Source organism: Mesorhizobium sp. P2_C7, assembly GCF_056404515.1.
On sequence record NZ_JBFUDW010000004.1, the window covers coordinates 272,275 to 294,843 of the forward strand.

The window sequence follows — 22,569 nt, forward strand, 5'->3', positions numbered from 1 at the left end:
AGATGATCGATCGACGTGAATTTGTCGTTGCCCTGGGCGCGACGGGGCTGCTTGCAGCCTGCCAGAGCGGTCCGCCAAAGCCATCGGTGATCACCGTCAACGTGACCGGCGGGGCCGGCATGAACCCAGGACCAGGTGGCGGCGATCGGCCGGTGACGGTTCTCGTGATGCGGCTGAAAAGCGCCGGCAAATTCAATTCTGCCGACTATTTTGCGCTGCAGGGGGATGCCGGCACGGCGCTGGCAGGCGATCTTATCGGGTCCGACCAGATCGCTGTCGGGCCGGGGAAATCCGCATCCAAAACCATCACCGTCGAGCCGGACGCGACGGCGCTGGGCTTCGTTGCATTGATCCGCGAGCCTGGCGGCAGGAACTGGCGGACAACCAAGTCGGTATCGCCGGGATCGAAGTTCACGATCAACGTCACGCTTGGCAGCGGCGGCATTTCCGCTTAGCGGCCAAGGCAAGGGGAGCTCAATGCAGAGAGCAGCGGCATGAGCGATGCAAACAGGGTGCTATGGTCCGAGGGGCTTTTCCTGCGGACCCAGCATTTCCAGCAGCAGGATCGCTTCTTCGAGGCGACGGTGCGCGGCGCGTTGCAGGCCGGGCAACTGCATACGTTCGGCTTTCAACAGCTGACGCTGGACCAGGCATTGCTGGACGCCGGCCAGATTTCGATCCTGTCCGCACGGGGCATCTTCCCGGACGGAACGCCTTTTTCCATTCCAGATATGATGGACGCGCCGCGACCGCTGCCGGTGACCCCGGACACTGGCGCCGGACCGGTGCTGGTCGCCTTGCCGCTGGAGCCTGCCGGCGGTGTCGGCTTCGATCCGGCGCACGCCGCCGCCTCGGGAGCCCGATATCATGGGCGGATCGTTTCGGTGCGTGACGCAGTCCAGGGCGGTTCAGACCCTGAAGAAATCGAAATCGCCCGCCCGCAGGCGCTGCTGCTTGCACCCGGCAAGTCGGTCGGTGGCTACACGGCCTTGCCGATAGCCGACCTCAAGGGCGTTCGAGCCGATGGCGGCGTCTCCCTGGACGAGACCTTCCTGCCACCGACACTGATTACCGGCGCGGTGGCCTGGTATCGGCAATTGTTGCTGGAAGTTGTCACCGGTCTCGACCAGATCGCCGAGGCGCATGGCAAGATGGTCATGGGTGGGCCTGGGCGCAGCGTTGAAGATCTGCTGATGCTCAATCTCGCCAATGCGGCGCGCCCGCGGCTGGCCCACATACTGGCCCAGGATGTCTTCCATCCGGCCGAGCTTTACCTGGAGCTAGCCGGGCTTGCCGGTTCGATGGCTACCTACGGATCGAGCGCACGGCGGCTGGGCGAGCTGCCGGCCTACGATCACATGGCCCCCGGCCCCGCCTATTCGGCACTGGCGGATGCGCTGCGCTCGCTCATCCTCAGCCTGCGCTACATCGAGCCGAAATCGCGTGCGCTGCCTGTCATGCGGCATTCGACCAATGTCTGGAAAATCCGCATCGACAACCCGAAGCTGCTGGTGGCCAGCCGGATCGTCATCCGGGTCGGTTCGGAGCTGTCGGAGGACGCGCTGCGCAAGATCTTCGTCAACCAGGCGACCGTCGGCTCGGCCGACCAGTTCGAGGGCCTGTGGAAATCGCGCTTGCCCGGCATTCCGCTGAAACCGCTTCATTCGCAGCCGCGCGAAATCCCTTACGATGGCGATCGGCTATGCCTCGAGCTGGACCAGAAAAGCGAGTACTGGGCGTCGCTGCTCGACGCTCCCGGCTTCGTCATCGGCGTTTCGGGCGTGTTGCCAAGCGAGCCGCAGGTGGACTGCTATTCGGTGAACAGGTGAGATGATGAGCCGCGATGATCCTTTCGGACTGTCGGAGGATCGCGAACGCACTCGCATTCGATTGACCGGCGCGCCGATGCCGCGGCCCATGGCGCCACTCTTGCCTGGCGCGGCAGTCAAGCGAGCCCGCACCCACCCGAACGCGCTCGTCAACGCATTCGCGCCCTTGCTCGAGTTCGCTCCCGAGCTTGAAAGCGCGCTGGCGCCGGACAATCCGGAAGCACTGCGTACCCGGTTGCTCGAAGAACTGGTGCGGGCCCGCGACACGGCAATGACGGCGGGATCCTCAATGGAGCGGGCCGACCAGGCAGCATGGGTCGTGGCGGCGCTGCTCGACGATCTGGCCCTGAACACGCCATGGGGCGGGGCCAGCGCCTGGCCGCGGCAGCCGCTCGTTGTCATGCTGCGCGGCGATGTCGATGCCGGAACGCAGTTCTTCACACGTCTCGACGAACTCGAGCGCCATCCGAACCGGGATCGCGAATTGCTGGAGCTGCAGTATCACTGCCTGGCGCTTGGCTTCCGTGGCAAATATCGTGTGGCAAACCGGTCAGGCGACCGCTCGATCAATGCCGTTCGTGTGGCGGCGGCACGCTTCTTGCGCGATGTCGACGCCGAAGGCGCGCCCTTGTCGCCAAACTGGAAGGGCGTGATCGCATCCGACGAGCCGCAGCGCTTCATCGTTCCGATCTGGGTCATGGCGCTCGGTGCGGCGGTCGTTGCCACGGCAGTCCATGTCGGGCTCTCGACGGGACTGAGCAGCCAGGCGGTCGAGCTTTCCGCACTTGTTCGTGCGCTGCCGCCGCCTGCACGCGGCGACATCACCCGGGCTTCGCCCAAGGTCGATGCCCCGCCGCCAGAGAAAGTGGATTTTGCGCTGTTGCCGGAATTTCAGGCCGGGGCGCCAGCCGAGCTGAAATCCGCCCTCAGCGGCACCGAAAGCGTTTCGGTGGCCAAGCTGATCATCCAGGCCTCCAACCCCGAACTGTTCCAGTCGTCGCGGCCACAACTGACCGAGGGTTTCGAGCCCCTGATCGGGTCGATCGCCAAGGTGATCCTCGCCAATCAGGAGCTCATCGGAAAGATCACGGTGATCGGTCATACGGACAGCGTTCCGCTGCAGAAGACCAATCCGCTGTCGACCAATCAGCGACTGTCCGAGGCTCGCGCCCAGACGATTGCCGACATGCTGGTCCAGAACGGAGTGCCGCAGGATCGCGTCCGTTCCGAAGGCCGCGCAGCCACCGATCCAGTGGCCACCGACAGCACGCGCGAGGGGCGGGCCTTGAACCGCCGCGTCGAGGTGCTCGTCGAAAAGAGGCTGTGAGATGTTCATCCTGCGCTTCATGTGGGCAGTTCTGACATCGCGCTGGCTGTGGACGCTGATCGGCATCACGCTGCTTTCCCTGGTCATCTGGGTGTTCGGTCCGATCGTCAGGGTCGGTCCCTACGAACCGTTCGCCTCTGAAAATGTGCGCATCGTCATCATCGCGCTGCTGGTCATCTTCTGGCTGATCTGGCTGATCGTCGCCCAGCGCCGGGCGATCCGCGCCAACCGCATGTTCGTCGCCGAGATTGCCGCACCAGCGGTGGAAAAGCCGCTCAGCCCCGGCGAAGAGAATGTCGCAGCCGTGGGCGCCAAGTTCGCCGAGGTGATGACCGAACTGAAGCGCCGCAAGCTGGGCGGACGCAAGTTTCTGCGCGAGATGCCGTGGTATGTGATCGTCGGGCCGCCGGCCACCGGCAAGACCACCGCCTTGCGGCAGTCCGGACTGAATTTTCCGATCGACCTCACCGACGACCTGCAGGGGGTCGGCGGTACGCGCAACTGCGACTGGTTCTTTTCCGAAAATGCGGTTCTGATCGACACCGCGGGCCGCTATGTCCAGCAGGAGAGCCAGCCCGATGTGGACGCAGCGGAATGGCTGGGCTTCCTCGACCTGTTGAAGAAGCACCGGGGCCGCCGCGCGCTCAACGGCGTGATCGTCGCGCTTTCGATCGACGTGCTTTCGGAAGGCGACGACGCCATCAAGGCGCACGGCCGCAAGATCCGCCGCCGGTTGGCCGAGCTCAACGACCGCCTCGAAATCCGCCTTCCGGTCTATCTGATGCTGACCAAGGCCGATCTGATCAAGGGGTTCGAGGCTTTCTTCGGCGGCTTGTCCACCGCCTCGCGCGAGCAGGTATGGGGAACGACCTTCGCGCTGGATGCGCGTGTGGATGCCAAGACCATCGAACGAGAGATTTCGACGCTGGCGACGGAACTCGAGCGGCGGCTGGTGCCGCGCCTGGAGGATGAGGACAAACTCGCCGCCCGTGCCGAGATCTTCAGGTTTCCCGCCCAACTCGCAAGCCTGTCCGAACCGATCCAGGTGCTGGTCGAGGCGATGTTCGGCGAAAGCCGGTATGAAGAGGTCGCCTGGCTGCGCGGGCTCTATCTGACATCGGCGACGCAGGAAGGGGCGCCCATCGATCGGCTGACCGCGGCGCTGTCTTCTTCCTTCGGCCTACCGCCACGGCGGGCCCTGCCCGCACCACGGGTCGAGAAACGTAGCTTCTTCCTCAAGCACCTGCTCACCGAAGTCATCTTCAAGGAAGCCGGCCTCGGTACGTTCGACCCGCTGGCGCAACGTCGCCGCGCCTGGATCTGGCGCGGTGCCGCGGCTGCATGTGCCGTGGCGGGCTTGTTGGCCAGTGCGGTGTTCACCTGGTCCTACTACGACAACCGCTATGCGATCTCGGCGCAGGCAGGCCAGTTCGAGGCCCTGCAAGCGCCGCTGACCTCTGTCGCCGCAACCCCGGCATCGGTGGAACAGCCTGCCATGGACGGCGCGCTCGGTGCGATGGACGCGGTCGCAACTGCCCGGACAGCACCGCCGGGCGCCGCCCATGACCTGCTGGGGCCATCGGCCTCGGCGGAACTGGTGCGGGCGCAGACCGACACCTACGACCACGCCCTGCGCAACGTCCTCGAGCCACGCATGGTCGCACTTCTCGAGGCGACCATGTGGCGGCAGATCCGCGATCCGGATTTCATGCTCGGGGCACTGAAGACCTATCGCATGATGACCGGGCTGTCGCAGATGGATCCCGATTTCGCCCAGAACTGGTGGGTCAACAGCCTGCCCGAATTCGCCGCCGCGGCACCATTTCCGACCGCCGATGCCGAAGAGCACCAGCTTGCCGCAATCCGCCGCATGACGGTCGACGAAAGCTATATCGCGCCCGACCAGGCGCTGGTTGCCGAGGCGCTGAAGACGGTGTGCACGATTTCACTGCCGGCGCGTGCCTACAAGCAGTTGCTGGCCGATCCGGCAGTGGCCGGGCTGAAGGAGTGGATTCCGGCCAATTTCGCCGGCCCCAACGGTGGCAAGGTGTTTGCGCGGCGTTCCGCCAAGACACTTCGCGTCGGCATTTCCGGAGCCTTCACCTATTCCGGCTTCCACGACGTCATTCTCGACCGCATCGACGATGTCGCCGCCCAGGCGGCGCTCGATCGCGCCGTTTTCGCCGGCGGCTGCTCGGAAAACTCAGAAACCTCGGTCTCGGCGCTGTCCGAGGATATTCTGAAGCTCTACTATGACGACTATATCGCGCAATGGGACAGCTTCCTGCGCGACATGAGGCTCGCGCCACTGACCGATCTCAATGTCGCCAGTGAAAATCTGAAGGACCTGTCGAGTGCCGATTCGGCGCTGAAGCGGCTGCTTACGGCGGTCGTTCAGGAGACCGAGTTGACGCGCTCCGACGATGACGCGCCCGCCGACAACAAAGCGGCGGCCAAGGGCGCTTCGAAACTGCTCGGCAAGCTTGGCAAGCTCGGCAAGCTGGCCACAAGCGGCGCGAAACTGCTTCCTCGCGCCGGATCGGCCAGCGAGGTGGACCTGACCGGCAATCTGGTGGCCGAACATTTCAAACCGCTCAAGAGCACCATCGCCGAGGTCGACGGCCAGCCGCCGGCACTGGATGCCGCGGTTGTCGCGCTGACAGCGCTTTCGAACGTGCTGCAGACGGTCAGCGCGAACCCCAATCCGCAGGATGCCATCAAGAAGCAGGGCGGCCTTGCCGAACTGACGGGGGCGGTCGCCAGGCAGGCACAGATCCTGCCCGACCCCATCAACAYGTGGCTCGGCGGGATTGCCGGCGATACCAGCAATTTGACCCAGAAGGCGGTCACTTCGGAGCTCAACGCCATCTGGCGGGCCGACATACTGCCTTTCTGCCAGGCCGCGCTGAACGACCGCTATCCCTTCAGCGCCGAGAGCGCTGTGGACGTCAATGTGCGTGATTTCGCCCGCCTGTTCGGACCGGCCGGGCTGATCGACGGTTTCATCAACGACCACCTGATCAACTATGTCGACACGACCAGCCAGCCATGGAAGTGGCGCGCCGACTTCGGCCTCGATCCTGCGGCGCTGCCGGCGTTCGAGCAGGCCAGGCATATCCGCGACGATCTCTTTCCCGGTGGTACCGGACCGGTGATGAGCTTCACGCTCGAGCCGAAGGACCTGTCTCCCAACGTCACGCGCGTAACGCTCAATCTCGATGGCCAGAGCCTGGTCTACTACAACAACGCGACGCGGCCGCAGCCGATGACCTGGCCCGGCAAGGACGGCACCGGGGTCATTACGCTCGCCTTCCAGCCGATCGACGGATCGCCGGAAGTCCTGCTCAACGAGACCGGCAGCTGGGCATGGCTGAGGATGCTGCGCAGCGGCCGTTTCGCCGGCACTTCGCTGTCCGATGTCTACAGCCTGCGCCTGGGCACGAAAGGCATGTATGCCGATTTCGAGCTCAAGGCCGCCAGCGTCGAAAACCCGTACAATTTGGAAATGTTCAAGAAATTCTCATGTCCGCCACAGATATGATCCTGCCAGGCTTTTACGGCAAAATGCCTGCCACCGGCGATTTCGTCACACGGCGGCTGCCGGGGGATTTTGTCCGCGTCTGGGACCGCTGGCTGGCGCAGCATCTCGTCCCGCTGTTTGGTTCGGAATTCTGGCCAAGCACAACCGTTTTGCGTTTCCTGGCTGGCCCGGCTTCCTTCGGCGCATCGGCAGGCATCGTTGTGCAGAGCGCCGACAGAGTTGGCAGACAATTCCCTTTGACCATCGTCGCGCAGCTTGCCGAAGCACCCGTTCAGCTGGCCGACGCCGAGGCGTGGTTTGCCAGCATCGAAGAGGCGGCCATCGCTGCACAGCAAGGCGAGCTGACCCCCGACGAACTGGATGCCGCGCTGGGCGCCCTGCCCGTGCCGATTGTCGAGCCAAGCGAAGGGCTCATCAGCGACATGGTGATGTGGACTGCCCGTTCGGATCTTTTCGACATCGACCCGCAATCGCCGCAAGCGAGGCTGGAACAGATCTTTGCGGCGAGCTGGGAGACCAATTGATGGAGGCAAATTCGACGATATGCAGTAGCCGGTACCCACGTCGCGCCGGCAAATTGTTTCCAAGCTATACCCAAGACAGTTGAAGGTCCGTTGTTTCACCGTCGCGCAAGGATGCCTTGTTTCAAATGTGGATACTGTCCAACCATACGCCATTCGCCGCTCAGGAAAGCTGGACGCGTGACGAGCGAGGACATGAGGTCTGGCTGATCGCGATCAAGGCGTCGTTCGAGATCGATGCCGACGGCAAGCAGCGGCTCTTGAAGAACCAGACGCCGGTGACCCTGGCACCTCTACACGGGGCCGATCCGAACGAACTTCTCGACGAAACTGATCTCAATCTTGAGAAAAAGCATACGGATGTTCTGGTCGAAGGACACGTCTATGCGCCCGGCAGGCGTCCAGCCATCGAGAGCGCGGCGCGCATAAAGGTCGGCGACGTGGACAAGACCCTCAACGTGGTGGGGGACCGCGTGTTTATGCCTGGCCCGGTGTCGGTGCGGATGAGCCGGGCGGAGCCATTCACGAGAATGCCGATCAGCTGGCGCCGGACTTACGGCGGCACGGATATGGAGGCATCAAAGCCGGATTGGGACCAGCGCAATCCAGTTGGTACGGGGTTTGCAATCGACCCCCAGCGGCTAGTTGGCAAAGCCGGACCTAACTTTGAGTATTCCAACGCGCCCTATCGCGACCACAAGAGCGGCACACCGGCTAGCTTCGGTCCGGTGGCGCGTCACTGGCAGCCGCGGATAAGATACGCTGGCACCTATGGCGAAGAATGGGAGAAGACGCGCGATCCGCTTTTGCCGCGCGATTTCAGCCGTATGTACTATCAATGCGCCCCGGAAGATCAACAAACCAAAACTCCGCTGATTGGCTATGAGGACGTTCGGCTGGGGAATTTCACCGAGGATGGCTTCTGGCAATTCCTTCTGCCGCGCATAAAATTCGACCTGACCACGGAGTTCTACAATCGTCCGGATCGCGAGAACGGCGAAGCCACCATCCATACCCTGCGCATCAAGCCCGATTTACGGCAGTTCTCGATTACGTGGATGTCCGCCCTGCCGGTGCCTTTCGACGAGGAACGGCTGAAGAATACAAATCTGCGTATCAGGCCACGGACAGGCATTTCGCCGACAGTAGCGGCAACAGGCATTTGGCAACCGGAAGAAAACGAATGACGACAAAACGGGCCACGATTGTCGTCGTCGGCGTTGGAGTACGCACGCCGTTGGGTTTTGACGCGTCCTCAAGTGCAGCGGCTGTCCGCGCCGGTATCTCGGCCATCCAGGATCATCCCCATATGGTGGACCGTTTCGGTGAGCGGATGAAAATCACTCGCGACATCGGCGTAGATGCGAGCCTTGCCGGCCCGGAACGCGCTGTGGAAATCGCGATCTCACCGGCACTCGACGCCTTGCGGCCATTGCGAGCATCACTGCAGTCGCCCGAAGTGTGCCTTATTCTCTCCACCGGAGAGCCAAGGCCAGGTCAACCGGATGGGTTTGCCGCTCAGGTGGACGCCAAGTTGCGCAAGCTGCTGGCCCATCATGTTGTCCTCGAAGGTGGCGGTTCAATAGCTGGTGGCCACGCCGGTGGGCTACTGGCGATCTACCATGCCTGCAAGACACTGCGAGATGGAAAAGCCACGTTCTGCCTCGCGGGCGGCGTCGATACCTATCTTGAACCGGAAACCCTCGAGTGGCTGGATGAAAACGAGCAACTCCACTCAGAGGGCAACATCTACGGCTTCTGTCCGGGCGAGGCGGCAGGATTCTGTCTGCTGACGACGTTGACTACTGCACGAGCGTTTGGGCTGCAACCTCTTCTCGAGATCGTCAGTGCCTCGACGGCGAGCGAAGAAAACAGGATCAAGACAGAGACGGTCGTGCTCGGCGAAGGGTTGGGCGCGGCCTTCCGCTTCCTTTTCGAGGACGCGCCGATCGATCCGGTCGGTCGCATCATCTGCGACATGAACGGCGAACGCTATCGCGGGAACGAATATGGCTTCGCTGTCATCCGCAACCCAGGCCGCTTCAAGGATGCGGCGGACTTCGAGACCCCGGCCGACTGTTGGGGCGATGTCGGCGCGGCGTCCGGTCCGCTGTTCGTTGGTTTGATAAGCGAGGCCGAAGCGCGGAACTACCAGAACGGGCCGCTGTCCCTGATCTGGGCGAGTTCAGAGAACGGCTCCCGTGCCGCCGTGCTGCTGGGCGGACCGAGGAGGGCCGCCTGATGCCCAGTCATATCACGGTCAACGGCCTCGGGCTGACCTACAAAGGCACTATCGGCCTCTCGATAGCGACGATCCCCGATGTCTGCAAGACACCCAGCCCTGGTGGTCCGATCCCCCTGCCCTATCCCAACATCGCCACGCAAAGCTCATTGAAGGACGGCACGACGACCGTCCTCGCCAAGGGCGGCAAGATGATTGCGATTAAGGGCTCGCAGTATGGCATGAGTTCCGGCGACGAGCCCGGCACGGTCGGTGGCGTAAAGTCCAACGTCTTCAAGAAGGCAACGGATTGGATACTTTACTCGTTTGATGTGAAGATGGACGGCAAGAATGCCTGCCGACACACAGACAAGAAATTCCACAACGACAAGAATACCGTGAATTTGGCTGGCGATGTTGATCCATTGGGGCCAGCCAACACCAATCCATTGAAGATCGATTGTGCCAACGGCCCGGCGAAAAAGAAGGGCAAGAAGCACGTCAAATTCGACGATTGCGAGAAGCAAGAGATTTGCGCCAAGTGCGCGGCAATCAACGATGCCGCGAAGGCCGGTGAAATGAAACGTGTGACCTGGGATGGGAATCGCTCTGCGGGCTATGCCAAAAGGCGCACGCAAGGCAACACCGAATGCAAACGCCTCAAAGATGCGGCAGTGGCAAAAAAACCTGCCGAGATTGAGTTCTACAAAGACTGCGCGAAGGAAAAGGCGGAAGAGCAAGAATACTCCGGATTTAGCCCCGACCACAGCAACGAGCTCCAGTTGAATGGTCACCCAACGGATGCCAAGAATCTCAAATGGATGTCGAGCCGCGCGAATTCGTGGATGGGGTCGAGCATGAAGAAGTATCGCGCCAAGACGGATTTCTGGCGAAAGGGTGGAAACAAACCCCACACTGGGGTTTTCCCCAATTGTTGCGGATGGGAGGAGCCAGCAAGTGCCTAAGAAACCTGAACTGAAGGAGCTGATCGAAAAGATCGTTGAGGCCCAACAGAAGTATGACTCGCTCAAATACGACGAGGAATTGCCACACGAACTTGGCAGGCCGGCGACCGATGAAGAGATCGCCAAGCTTGAGAAACGGCTGGGCATACCGCTGCCGGAATCATATCGCGAATTTCTGAAGCTCCACAATGGCTGGAGTGATTTCGATGCTGGCGGCAAGCTGCTGTCCACGCAGGATCACGACAGCAAATGGGTAAAAGACAAAATCGAGTTCTGGGGCGACCTGTGGCCGGATGACGAGGACAACCCTTTCGACAACGGTGCGATCCCGGTCATGTTTGGCGAAGATCTGAGCCATTTCCTGGTACTTGATCCGTCCCGCGTTAAGAAGAATGGGAAAGTCGACTTCATCGAGTTCGAGGACATGTACCAGAGTGACGCCTACAAGGACTTTACCGATTACTTAGTATTCAAGCTTGAGACTCTCGAATACATGATCGATGAGGAAGTGAACGGAACATCAAGCGACGAAGACAACGAATAGGTGTCAAATTGGGTGCAGGTTCATGAAGCTGCCTCCGCAACTGCTTCGACCCTTTTCCGTCGAAGGCAAAATCGCGTGCAAGGTAATGCTCGACCTGACGGTCTACCTGAAAGGCCCCACCCAGGCCGAGCTCGATTTCCTCATCGAGCTTTACCGGCAGGCCTCTCCGCCAGGCTCGATTCAGAAGATCGGGCTTGCAGAGTTTCCGTATTGGCTGCTGGCTTCCGCGCCTGAGTTGACAAGGAGTGGCCGCGTTGCGGCAAGGAACGGTCTTCCGGAGCCGTATCTTCAACCGGTTTACAGACGCATTCGTGAAGGCAGAGCGTTCGAGCTTCGCTATTGGGATCACGTTTCGATTGACGATCCGAGAGGCAGCTGGAGTTTTTCGTGTAACCGTATTCATAGACGTGACAGCGGCCTGCATTCGGCTGTCCGTGTCCTCGCTCCACTTGACACAGAAGTTGGCGTACTCGTCGGCCTGGCCCGCAATATTGTCGACAATGTTGAATTTATTTCTGGTCACGGTGGGCTGACTTTTGCCTACGATCCATGGGAACGACTTCCGGCGTTTGACTACATATACGCTCAAGCGAAGCGATACTGGGGAATAGACATAGAGAATCTGAACCTGACGCTTCCTGTCAGCAACCTCGGGATCAAAACGGTGAGCTGGCTGACACTTCTCGGCGAGGGCCTGTCAGCGATCGACGCTTCTTGGGCGGAACTGGTGAAAAGCTGCGCGTCCCTCAGTTCCGTCGACATCGAGCGCGGACGACGAGGCTACCTGATGCGACTTGGCTCAGAGCCGAATGTCGAAGACATGAACCGACCGAAAACGGTCAATGATGCCTATTTCGACGCAAGCCGCCTTCTGGAACCTCTTTTCCTTCGGGAACACCCAAGATTTTCAGGCAGACTTTTTTTCGAGAACGACAACACGGTCGAGTGGATCCACAGGTTCATCAATCCCTTGGGCTGGCGATAGGATCGGCAAGCAAGCGCCGCTCGATTGCCCATACTTTGACCCTGTCGGCAACCGGCAGATATGGAGGATCCTGGTCGAAATGTTCGGCAATCTTGTCTCCCAGCAAGTCGGGTTCGACTGAGAAAAGCTCGTCATGCTCTTTGGCTTCGGGGAAAAGCTCCAGGAAGGAAATGCCGGCGGCGGCGACCAGAGCAGGTGTGCGCATCTGGTGGATCAGCCAATGCAGAATGTTGCGGTCGCCCAGCATGCCGGCGCCACGTACGGCCAAAGGCGCGGTTTCAGGCGATTTGAACAGTCCACCCATCCAGGCGCGGACATCCCTGTCGGGTGAGGCCTTGACGGCGGCGCGCAACGCCGTCATTGCGTCAGCGCTTCTGCTGACGGCAACCTTGCGAAGTTCGGAGCTAGCCAGGTCGCCTGAACCGAGTTCCGCCAGTGACCAGGCGGCCCAGAAGCGTGGCAACTCTTCGGTATCATCCAACGCAGTGCTCAGTTGCGGAAGGAGATCGGCTCGTCCGATTTTTCCGGCAAGCCGCAGGGACGCGGCGCGAACTCGTGCATCCGGATCGCGCACAAGTCGAACCAGCATCTGCTTCGGGTCGACGCCATGCCCAAGGCAAGCCGATACGCCGAGATATCGCTTGAACGCATCCTGCGCTCCGATCCAGTCCCGCACCAGCGGCGCGATCGTTGCGGGCTGGTGCCACGCCAGCGCGCCGACCAATCCGCAAGCATCGTCCTCGCTTCGATTCCCATGCTCGACAACCTCGGCAATGCGGCGGCTGTCGTTCAATTCTATCGCCATCCATCCATACAGAAACAACTCGCCTTTCTCGGGGAAATCCTCATACACCGCAACGATGAACGGCCAAGCGGCCGACCCTGCGATACGCAAGCCATCCAGGTTGGCTTCCAAGCGCCGGTCGACACCGGCGACCACATCCAGGTTCGGCGGATCCGACGCCATCAAAGTGTCGCGTTGCGCCCAGAAGAATGCGACCTGCTCGGCGTGCTGCCTTACGACATCCGGCACTATCCGCCGACCGGGCGTGCCTTCTGATTTCGACTTGTCGCTTGCCGCCAACATCAATTGAGGTCGATCGAACCGCCACGGATACGATTGGTGGCGCTCGCCTGGCTGGTGACGAAAGTACCGCGAATGGTGATGCGGCCATCCTTTTCCATCAGGATCGTCGCCTTGCCGCATCGCAGCTCGATGCGCTCTTCCCCGGTAATGCGAACGCGCTCGCCGTCCCGCACGACCTGTGGCGCCGCAGTCTTGCGCGCCGGATCGACGATGCGGCCAACGATGAGCGGCCTGGCGGGATCGCCCTCTTGAAAGAGCAAAGCCACCTCGGAGCCGATCATATCGGACGTCAGCCCGGTCAAGCTGCGCGCGGGCAAGGCTGTCTGTTCCGGATTGCCGGGGAATACCACCAGCGGTGACGCCGCATCATCGAAACCGAGAAAGATGCCGATCACCACACCGTCAATGTGTTCGCGAACGTCACTCATCGCTGCATCCTCAATTCTCGCTGATCTTCGAGCCCTTGATCGTTATGTCACTCGATGCCTTGATGCCAATCTTGCCGCTTGCTTTGACCGAAATGTCCTTCCCCTCCAGGGCAATGGTACCGTCCTTCTTCATCATGAATTTGGCCGAACCACACTTGATCAGAATTTCGTCACCAACGGTAATAACCAGCTTTTTGCCGACATTGATTGAACTGTCTTCCCCGATCTGGATTGAACTCGCACCGGTCACTGACAGCGAACTCCCTCCACCAACCGTCGTTGTGTCATCGGCCGCGATGCTGGCGCTGCGCGCGGCACCAACGTTGAAAGACTGGGCGCTGCCTATAGTGACGCTCTGATCCGCTCCAACATTGACGCTCTGCGCCGCCGCTATGTTCCAACTGTCCGACGCGCCGATATCGTGGCTCTGCGCTGCACCGACAGTGACCGACCGTATGGCACCGATGGTGTTCATCTGTGCCGCGCCGACTGTTCGGGTCTCGGCGGCGCCGACCGTGTCGATGCGTGCTGCGCCCACCGTGATGGTCTGGACGATCCCCACCGTCTGGGAATGGTTGGCATCGATGTTCTCCGTCGAGTTCGACACGACATGGATGGTCTCGTTGGCCATGACCGTCAGCGAACGGTTGGCGCCCACCGTCTCGGTGTCGTTCGAGCCGATATTCGTGGTCTGGTCGACGCCGACCTTGACCGTCTTGTTGTTGCCGACGTCCTCGTCGAGGTTGTGGCCGACGGAGTGCTTTGCGTCGTGGTCGATGCGGTCGGACTGGTCGTGCTGGACCAGCTTGGTGCGGTCGTGCTTGATCAGAAGGTTGTGGTCCTTCTGCGCCTGGAAATTGACCAGTTCCGAGCCGGCCTTGTCCTCGAACATCAGCTCGTTGTAGCCGCCGCCGCCTTTGGAGGAGTCCGACTTCCAGCCGGACTGCGTGGCGCTGCCCGGCAGCCCGTAAGGCGGCATCTGTGAGGCGTTGTAGACCCTGCCGGTGATGATCGGCAGATCCGGGTCACCCTCGATGAAATCGACGATCACCTCCTGGCCGATGCGCGGTATCTGGATGAACCCCCAGCCGCTGCCGGCCCAGGTCTGCGACACCCGCACGAAGCAGGAACTGTTCTCATCCTTCTTGCCCAGACGATCCCAATGGAACTGGACCTTCACGCGGGCATATTTGTCGGTGAATATTTCCTCGCCGGATGGACCGACCACCGTCGCGGTCTGCGGCCCGCGCATGATTGGCCGTGGCGTGATCCGTGGCGGGCGATAGGCCACGGCGGTCGGCGCCACGCCTAGGATCACCTGGAAGTTCTCGCTGTCGACGTCGGCAAGGGCTCTATAGCCCGGGTCGAACAGCCTGTATTCGGCGCTGACCACCAGATATTCCTGGTTCTGGTCCTCGCGTGGAAAACCGTCCAGCGTGAACTTGCAGCCCGAATAGAGGCCGCGCACGGTGCCGACAGCGGCGATGCGCTGGTGCACGGCCTGGACTTCCTCGCGGCGGATCGCGGCCAGGCTGTCGCCCCGGCCCACTTCGAGATGCGCACCGGGCTGGCGATAGTTCTCGCCCGCCGCCAGCTTGTGGCTGAACGGCTGGGTCGACTTGGCCATGAGGTCGGCGCCCGGCTTCTTGAAATCATAATCGGTGTGGGCGTAGGCACCCGGGCGCACCGAACTGCCCGGTATCCATTCGGTGATGTATTCGACATCACGCCGGGAACCCTGGCCTTCAAAATGATAGGGCACTTTCTCGTAGCCCGGCGCAGGCTTCAGCTTGCTCATCGCGTCGACCAGGACAAGCGTGTGCTTGCCCTCGTCATGCTCGAAGAAATACAGGATGCCTTCATGCTCGAGCAGTCGCTGCACGAAATCCAGATCGGTCTCGTCATACTGCACGCAGTATTCGCGCGGCGGGTAGGATCCCTGCAGGCGCAGATCAAATTCCGCCACGCTGTATTTCTTGAAGATGTCCTTGACGATGTCGACGACGCTCTTGTTCTGGAAAATACGGCAATCGGTGGTGTTGCCGAGAAACCAGAGCCACGGCCTGACGACCGCTTCGTAATAGGCCAGCCGGTCCTCGATGCGGGTGAGCCGGAACTCGGATACGATGCCGCTGAACCAGCGTTTCGGATCGGATTCACCTTCGACCGAGACCGGACCCCCCAACATCTTCAGCGGATCGATATTGGGGTCCGTGCTTACGAACCCGGCCGTATAGGCGAAACAACGGCTGATCTCATCGCGCCCGATGAGATGCGTGAAGGTCAACAGGTCGGCGCCAACCGGTGTCTGCACAACCGTGGCACGTTCGTTCGGCATGGGTCGTGCCCCTCCTGGACGCGGCCGCCGGCGCGAAGGATTGAAGTTCCCGCATTGTGTTCAGGAACTTTTTCGACCCGCCGCACCAGGCCATCCGGAGCCTACCACATGTTGCCCTGCGGACCAAAGAGGGCCGGTGGCGCTTGAAACTTGCCTTGTCGAATCAACGGCTCGGAACGCGGCTGTGCTGTTCTACGCGCAAACTGCTAGAATGGTGCAGTATCGATCAACGATCCGCGGCGATCCTGGATGTACATCAGTCTGCAAATCAGCAATGTCGACGCCCTGCCCGCCGGCATCCCGACCGGCTACGCAGCGCGCGATCGCGGCTTCGAAATCGGACGCGATGCTTGTGACTGGACCTTGCCGGATCCCGACAAGTTCATCTCGGGCCGTCACTGCGAGGTTCTGTACGAGGCAGGAGCGTTCTGGCTGCACGATGTCTCGCGCAATGGGACCTTCATCAACGGATCGAGCCAGCGCATGACCGGCCCGCATCGGCTGGGCCATGGCGACAGGATGCTGATCGGCCGTTATGTCATCGTCGTGTCGATCGACGAGGAGCGCGCCACGGCAGGCTATCCCCAAGCCAACCAAAATTCGACGCCGCGAGAAATGCCGGTCGCGACGGGCCGGCCGCTGGAATTCGGAGGCGGGGCTTTCTTCGAGCCTGCACAGCAACGGTCCGGGCAGCGCATTCCAGTGTCGGCGTCCTCGTCGACCCCGACACCGCTGCCCTCGACCAGGGACGAGGTGCTGCGGGAGATCGCTATCGGAGCCGGCATTTCGCCGGAACTGCTTCAATTGCGCGACCCGCATGAAGTTGCCGCCGAAATCGGCGCGGTCCTGCGGGCGGTGGTCGAAGAACTGACCTTGCTGCTGAAAGCCCGCGCGGCCGCGAAAACGTTGGCCAAGAGCACACAACGAACGATGATCAGCGCCGCGGACAACAATCCGCTGAAGTTCGTTCCGGGGACCGACGACATCCTGGAAATCATGTTCGCCCGTCGCAGGGCCGGCTATCTTGATGCCAGGCGCAGCATCGAGGATGCATTCCACGATCTCAAGACGCACGAATTTGCCACCTATGCAGCCATGCAAACCGCGCTCTCCCGCCTGCTTGACGACCTGTCGCCCGAGGCGATCAGCAGGAAACTCCCGCCTACGTCGTTTACGTCGAAGAAGAGCCAGGCCTGGGACGCCTATGTCGCGACATGGCGGACCATGGAGGAAGCACACGAAAACGGCATGCTGGACATATTCCTGGCCTATTTCAGCGAGGCGTACGCCAAAGCCGACAAGCAAAAATAGGCGATCCCAAGAAACGCGTGGCCAGGAAACGGATGGCCAAGTAACGCATGGTACAGCAGTCGGCGAAGAAAAGTCCCTTCGACGCCCGGCATCCGGTTCCAATCGACGATTTCTGAGATTACGATCACGTACGACAGTTCGCCAAGCGGGTAAGACTCATTGAGCTGGGGGTCTGCGGCAAATGTCATGTGACGGCGGGATAGCGTTTTCCAGTCAATCGTCCTCCGGACACTGCCACAGCCGGCGGGGGTCGTATTTCCATTCCCCGACCAGCAACCGTTTTGCGCCCATCTCGCCCGATCGCGGCCACACCGCCTGCACGGACGGTCGGCGATGAGCTCGAAGGACGACCCCTTCGGCCTGGCGGGCAAGACCGTCATTCGCGCAAGTCCACGGCGCGAGAAAAAATCGCCACCAGTTCCCGAGCTACCTGCCGCTGACGGAGGCCAAGGCCAACCCTCTCCGGTCAAGGATTCAACGGTGTTCGATCCTGGTGTCGGGCGGCATACACCGCCGGGCTGGGCATCCGGAACCGTGATTTATCAAGGTGCGGCTTTGGGCGCCGCGGCCGGTGCTGCCTCTTCCGCCGCCGCGCCGGCCCGGGCGGTCGAGCAGGCGATCCTGTTCGACGCCGCGGACACGGTCAAATACGCCGCGGCAAACCCCATTCTCGCGGCGGCGGCACCTTTGCTGATGCTGTTCGGGCAGCTCAGGCTGATGCCCGTGGAAAGACAAGCGGAGCCACTGGCGCAACATGTCGCCGACGCGATCGAAAAATTCGACCGAACGATGGAGAAGACCGGCGTTCCCGAAGAGGATGCTCGGATCGCGAAATTTGCTCTGTGCGAAACCGCCGACGATCTCATCGGCAACCTGCCTTGGCCCAAGAGCGACGACTGGGCGCAAAACGCCATGCTGCGGCAGTTCTTTCACACCGAGATCACCGGCACAGGCTTCTACGAAGCCCTGAACACGATACTGGCCAATCCCGAGACGCACTACGATCTGCTCGAACTGATGCATGCCTGCCTGTCGCTGGGTTTCGAGGGCCAGTACCGAGGCGTGAGGCGCGAAGACAACAATCTCGAACGCGTTCGACGCGACGTCTACGAGACGCTTCGCTATTTCAGGGCGCGTGCAGGCGAGGACATCTCGCCGCGCTGGCAGGGCCTGGCGGCGACCATGGCGCAGCCGTCGTCCCGCCTGCCGCTCTGGGTCGTTGCAGCAGCGGCGACGGCGCTGCTGACAGCGGCGTTTTTTGCATTGCGGGTCTTCATCACCAATGAGGGCGACGCCACCGCCGGTGAATTGCTGGCACTCAACCCGTCGACACCAGTCGCCATCGAGCGCGCCAGCGTGGCGCCGTTGGCCGAGCCGGTGAAAGCCACCCCACCTGCAGCCACCGCGCAGATTGATCGCATTCGTTCGGCACTGGCCAAGGAAGTCGAAGGCGGCGGGCTGACCATCGGCACGAAGGGCAACTTCATCGTGCTGGAAATCAACAATGTCCTGCTGTTCCAGTCCGGCAGGGCCGAGGCGAAGCCGGAGTTCCAGCCCATTGCCGCCGACATCGCCGCGGCGCTGCAGCCCGAGCCCGGGCAAATCCGGATCGTCGGCCACACGGACAATGTGAAACCGCGAAAGTCGAGCCCGTTCAAATCCAACTTCGACCTTTCGGTCGCCCGGGCCAAGGCTGTCGAAACGATGATGGCACCGAAATTCAGCGATCCCTCGCGACTGACGGTCGATGGCAAAGGCGAGGACGAACCGATCGCCGACAATGCGACGCCGGAAGGCCGCGCCAAGAACCGCCGTGTCGATGTGATGATCCCCAGGGAGGAAACATTGTGAGCACGGCCTGTTGGAAGCGCCCATGACGCGTTGGCTGCTGCGGATGTTCAGCGTTATCGCGCTGGCCGGCTTCGCGGCGGCAGTGTGGTTTGGCGGGCCATTGATCCGCTTCGCAGATACCCGGCCACTGGGGCCCGCCTGGCTGCGCGCAACCATCATTGGCGTGATCGTGGCGGCGCCGGCGCTGTTCTACGGGCTGCGCTTCTGGCAAGCGAGAAAGGCGCAAAAGGCACTCGAGACCGTCGTCGCTCACAATGATGACCGCGATGACGATTCGCGGGTGCTGGAAGCTCGCATGAATGAGGCCGTGGCGGCGCTCAAACGGTCGAGCGGCAAGCGCAACTTCCTCTATGAGATCCCGTGGTACGTCGTCATAGGCCCGCCGGGTGCCGGCAAGACAACGGCCCTGGTCAATTCGGGTCTGAACTTTCCGCTTGCCGGTTCGGGGGACGCCCAGCCGGTGGCTGGCGTTGGCGGAACACGCTCCTGCGACTGGTGGTTTACCGACCAGGCCGTGCTGATCGACACCGCCGGACGCTACACGACGCAGGACTCCCATGCCGAGAGCGACAGGAAGAGCTGGCTCGCCTTTTTGTCGCTGCTCAAGAAATACCGCACCAGACAACCGATAAACGGCGTCATCCTGGCCATCAGCCTTGCCGATCTTATGAGCTTCGACGATCAGCAGCTCGACGCCCACATCGTCGAGATACGCAGCCGCCTGAGGGAAATCCACGAGACGCTGAAAATCCAGTTTCCAGTCTACCTGCTTTTCACCAAGGCCGATCTTGTTTCCGGGTTCATGGATTACTTCGGCGATTTCGACGAACCGCGCAGGCGAAAAGTGTGGGGCGCGACGTTCCAGACGGCGGAGCGCGACAGGAACATGGCCGCCGAGGCACCTGCCGAATTCGACGTGCTGGCAAACCGACTGGCAGACGAGATGGCCGACCGCCTCCAGGACGAGGCCGATCCGCTCACGCGCATCTCCATCTTTGGCTTTCCGGCGCAGTTCGGCGCGCTGCGGAGGCGAATTACCAGTTTTGTCGCCGGCCTGTTCGATCCGGCGCGCAGCCAGGTGAATGTCAGCCTGCGTGGACTCTATTTTTCGTCAGGCACGCAAGAGGGAACGCCGATCGATCAGGTGCTGGGCGCAATCGGCCGCGATTTCGGCAGCAACGCCCGCCCTCACCTTTCCGGAACCGGCAAAAGCTTCTTTCTGCATGATCTGCTTACGAACGTCATTTTTGCCGAATCCGGATGGGTTTCGTACGACAAAGCGGCTGCAAGGCGCGCAGCGATCGCCAGATTTGGCGGCCTCGGCGCAATAGCTTTGGTCGCTGCTGCTGCACTGGGTACGCTCGGGCTGAGCGTCGCGGCCAACCGGTCGCTGATCGCCTCCACAAGTCTGGCCATGGGCCAGTACCGCCAGACGGCGGCCCCCCTGCTCGAAAGCACGACGGTCACTGATGTCGACCTCGAAAACGTCATCGGGCCGCTCGACCAGTTGCGCGATCTGCCGGCCGGGTTCGAAACCGGTGACCTACCGACTCCGATCGAGGAGACGTTCGGCCTCAGTCAGCGGGAGAGACTTCTTTCGGCATCCAAAACGGCTTATCGGCAAGGGCTGGAACGAATGTTCCGATCGCGCCTGCTGATCCAGGCTGAGCGGACGATCCAGGCCAAAATGGCTGATCCCGTCGCGCTCTACGAACCGTTGAAAATCTATCTGATGCTTGGCGGCAAGGCGCCCAAGGTCGATGACGCGTTGATCGTTTCCTGGATGAAGCAGGATTGGGAGCAGAACCGATATCCAGGCGAAAACAACCGAGCAGGACGGGAGCAACTCGAAAAGCACCTGCGCGCCATGCTGGCATTGGACGACGCCTATGATCCGGTTTTCGAACTCAACCAGCCGCTTGTCGAAGCCGCCCAACGTTCTCTCGGGCGCATGAGCCTTGCCGATCGAGCGTCCGCATTGATCCGGTCAGCGATATACGCGGCAGCACTGGACGACTTTTCTGTTTCCCTGAAAGGCGGCCCGGAAGCGCAAGTGCTGTTCGAGCGCATCAACGGCAGCGATCTGTCAGGCCTTCGTGTTCCCGGTATCTACACCTATGCCGGCTTCCACACCTTCTATCTCCCGCAACTTTCGCGCATTGCGCAGATGCTTGTCGACGAGCAATGGGTTCTCGGCGGAGGCGGTGAGCAAGGCGACATCGATCAGCAGTTGCTCAAGCTGGGCCCCGAACTTCTCGATCGCTACGGGAAGGAGTTCGCAGCCGCGTGGAACAGCGTCCTCGACCAGTTGAAGTTCAAAGCGATGCTGACGGACAAGCCGCACTACATCGCGCTTTCTGCCGCTGCCTCCCCGACCTCGCCGATAAACCAGCTCTTTGCGGCGATCGCCAACGAAACAGCGCTGACGCGAGACCCTGGTGACGGCAACGGTCCTGGCGCCGAAGAAGCAGGTACGGCCCAAAACCAGCCGGGGCACGCCGCAGATCTGGGCAAGGGTCTGGCCCGCATCGGCATACAAATCGCGACCGGCAAATCGCAAAGTCGCGCCGGCACAAGGGCGGCCGACACACAGAACCCGAATCCAGGTGCGAACATTGAAGCGCACTTCAGACCCTTCCAGGTCTTGGTGAACGGCCCTGCCGGACACCGCCCAATCGATGCCTTGACCCAGAACTTCAGCGATATCTATCAGAGCCTGCAACTGGCGGCCGAAGTTCCTTCGCAGACGGAGCGCGTCAATACGAACCTGCAGCTGCAGATAGCCACCCTTCGCGCCAATGTCTCGCGTCTGCCCAAGCAACTTGGCCGGATGGTCAACGCAACGGCGGATGAGTTTGAAGGCAACGTCGCCGAAACCTCGGTGGCAAACTTGAACCAGATGCTCGACCAGACGGTGACGGCTCCCTGTGAGGCGGCGATCAACGGCCGGTATCCCTTCGCCGGCGACGGCACCGAGGATGTTGCCATGGCGGATTTCGCGAAACTTTTCGCGCCGGGCGGGCTGATGGACCGGTTCTTCGCACAAAACCTCGCATCGCTGATCGACATGACCGGCCAGGACTGGAGCTGGAAACAGGATGCGCGCTTTGGACGCGACCTGTCGAAATCGACCCTGAAAGACTTCCAGCTGGCGGCGGACATCCGCAGCGCCTTCTTTCCATCGGGCGGTTCAGTGCCCTTGGTCAGCGTCACCTTCACCCCATTCTCGCTGCATGGCGACGCCGATACGGCGATACTCGATGTCGATGGTCAGATCGTCCAGAGCAACCAGACAGGTAACGCGCCAAGCACCGTGACCTGGCCGATCGGTACATCGTCCGCATCCGCCAGTCTAAGCCTGACGCCGGAAATGCCAGGCCGCGAATCCGCCATCAAGTTCGAAGGGCCGTGGGCGCTGAAGCGGCTTCTGGACAAGGCTGCCGTCATCGGCAGCGACAGCAATATGCAGGCACGCTTCGTGATCGGCGGCCGCGACGTTACCTATACGATCCAGGCAGGCTCCGGCACCAACCCCTTCTTGCTCCCCGCGCTTTCCGGGTTCAGCTGTCCGAAAGCGTTTTGAGATGGGGATCCGCAGACCACGCAGAGACCTTAGTTTTC

At 61.5% G+C, this 22,569-nt stretch carries 16 protein-coding genes; 13 read left to right on the top strand and 3 right to left on the bottom strand.

Features of this window, described 5'->3' with window-relative positions; all coding sequences use genetic code 11:
• Positions 1–2: 2 nt before the first annotated feature.
• From tssJ to AC1D2G_RS11300, 10 genes are all read left to right on the top strand, one after another.
• Positions 3–455, top strand: a complete 453-nt coding sequence (gene tssJ / locus AC1D2G_RS11255) for a type VI secretion system lipoprotein TssJ (RefSeq protein WP_184871654.1) — start codon at positions 3–5, stop codon at positions 453–455.
• A gap of 39 nt (positions 456–494) precedes the next feature.
• Complete coding sequence (gene tssK, locus AC1D2G_RS11260; RefSeq protein ID WP_095080766.1) at positions 495–1,829, top strand: type VI secretion system baseplate subunit TssK; 1,335 nt, start codon at positions 495–497, stop codon at positions 1,827–1,829.
• Between the two features lie 4 nt (positions 1,830–1,833).
• Positions 1,834–3,156 (top strand): type IVB secretion system protein IcmH/DotU, encoded by a 1,323-nt coding sequence (icmH, locus tag AC1D2G_RS11265; protein ID WP_477413960.1) that lies wholly within the window; start codon positions 1,834–1,836, stop codon positions 3,154–3,156.
• A 1-nt stretch (position 3,157) separates the two neighbouring features.
• Complete coding sequence (tssM, locus tag AC1D2G_RS11270; protein ID WP_477413962.1) at positions 3,158–6,697, top strand: type VI secretion system membrane subunit TssM; 3,540 nt, start codon at positions 3,158–3,160, stop codon at positions 6,695–6,697.
• On the top strand, positions 6,679–7,221 hold the full coding sequence (tagF, locus tag AC1D2G_RS11275; protein WP_477413964.1) for a type VI secretion system-associated protein TagF: 543 nt from the start codon (positions 6,679–6,681) through the stop codon (positions 7,219–7,221). Before tssM (AC1D2G_RS11270) ends, tagF begins: the two co-directional genes overlap by 19 nt.
• A gap of 125 nt (positions 7,222–7,346) precedes the next feature.
• Positions 7,347–8,405, top strand: coding sequence for a DUF2169 family type VI secretion system accessory protein (locus AC1D2G_RS11280; protein ID WP_457151560.1), 1,059 nt, complete (start codon positions 7,347–7,349; stop codon positions 8,403–8,405).
• The gene (locus AC1D2G_RS11285; RefSeq protein ID WP_477413966.1) at positions 8,402–9,460 is read left to right on the top strand and encodes a beta-ketoacyl synthase N-terminal-like domain-containing protein; all 1,059 of its coding nucleotides are present in this window, start codon (positions 8,402–8,404) and stop codon (positions 9,458–9,460) included. Before AC1D2G_RS11280 ends, AC1D2G_RS11285 begins: the two co-directional genes overlap by 4 nt.
• On the top strand, positions 9,460–10,404 hold the full coding sequence (locus AC1D2G_RS11290) for a DUF4150 domain-containing protein (protein WP_457155189.1): 945 nt from the start codon (positions 9,460–9,462) through the stop codon (positions 10,402–10,404). Before AC1D2G_RS11285 ends, AC1D2G_RS11290 begins: the two co-directional genes overlap by 1 nt.
• The gene (locus AC1D2G_RS11295) at positions 10,397–10,948 is read left to right on the top strand and encodes an SMI1/KNR4 family protein (RefSeq protein ID WP_477225824.1); all 552 of its coding nucleotides are present in this window, start codon (positions 10,397–10,399) and stop codon (positions 10,946–10,948) included. Before AC1D2G_RS11290 ends, AC1D2G_RS11295 begins: the two co-directional genes overlap by 8 nt.
• A gap of 22 nt (positions 10,949–10,970) precedes the next feature.
• Entirely contained in the window at positions 10,971–11,933 is a 963-nt protein-coding gene (locus tag AC1D2G_RS11300; RefSeq protein WP_477225823.1) for a type VI immunity family protein, read from the top strand.
• Here AC1D2G_RS11300 and AC1D2G_RS11305 read toward each other — a convergent pair.
• Genes AC1D2G_RS11305 through AC1D2G_RS11315 form a run of 3 tightly spaced genes read right to left on the bottom strand, consistent with a single transcriptional unit; the run spans position 11,911 to position 15,786 of the window.
• Complete coding sequence (locus tag AC1D2G_RS11305; RefSeq protein ID WP_457155070.1) at positions 11,911–13,020, bottom strand: HEAT repeat domain-containing protein; 1,110 nt, start codon at positions 13,018–13,020, stop codon at positions 11,911–11,913. The genes AC1D2G_RS11300 and AC1D2G_RS11305 overlap by 23 nt on opposite strands.
• Positions 13,020–13,448: a DUF6484 domain-containing protein gene (locus tag AC1D2G_RS11310; RefSeq protein WP_457155069.1), complete on the bottom strand. Its 429-nt coding sequence runs from the start codon at positions 13,446–13,448 to the stop codon at positions 13,020–13,022. Before AC1D2G_RS11310 ends, AC1D2G_RS11305 begins: the two co-directional genes overlap by 1 nt.
• Before the next feature lie 10 nt (positions 13,449–13,458).
• Positions 13,459–15,786, bottom strand: coding sequence for a type VI secretion system Vgr family protein (locus tag AC1D2G_RS11315; RefSeq protein ID WP_477413968.1), 2,328 nt, complete (start codon positions 15,784–15,786; stop codon positions 13,459–13,461).
• Positions 15,787–16,035: 249 nt separating this feature from the next.
• On the opposite strand from AC1D2G_RS11315, the gene tagH reads away from it, so the two are divergent.
• From tagH to tssM (AC1D2G_RS11330), 3 genes are all read left to right on the top strand, one after another.
• The gene (gene tagH / locus AC1D2G_RS11320; protein ID WP_477225821.1) at positions 16,036–17,097 is read left to right on the top strand and encodes a type VI secretion system-associated FHA domain protein TagH; all 1,062 of its coding nucleotides are present in this window, start codon (positions 16,036–16,038) and stop codon (positions 17,095–17,097) included.
• A gap of 333 nt (positions 17,098–17,430) precedes the next feature.
• Positions 17,431–18,948 carry a type VI secretion system protein TssL, long form gene (tssL, locus tag AC1D2G_RS11325; protein ID WP_477413970.1) on the top strand — a complete coding sequence of 506 codons (1,518 nt, stop codon included), beginning with the start codon at positions 17,431–17,433 and terminating at the stop codon, positions 18,946–18,948.
• Between the two features lie 22 nt (positions 18,949–18,970).
• On the top strand, positions 18,971–22,531 hold the full coding sequence (gene tssM / locus AC1D2G_RS11330; RefSeq protein WP_477413972.1) for a type VI secretion system membrane subunit TssM: 3,561 nt from the start codon (positions 18,971–18,973) through the stop codon (positions 22,529–22,531).
• The last annotated feature ends 38 nt before the right edge of the window (positions 22,532–22,569 follow it).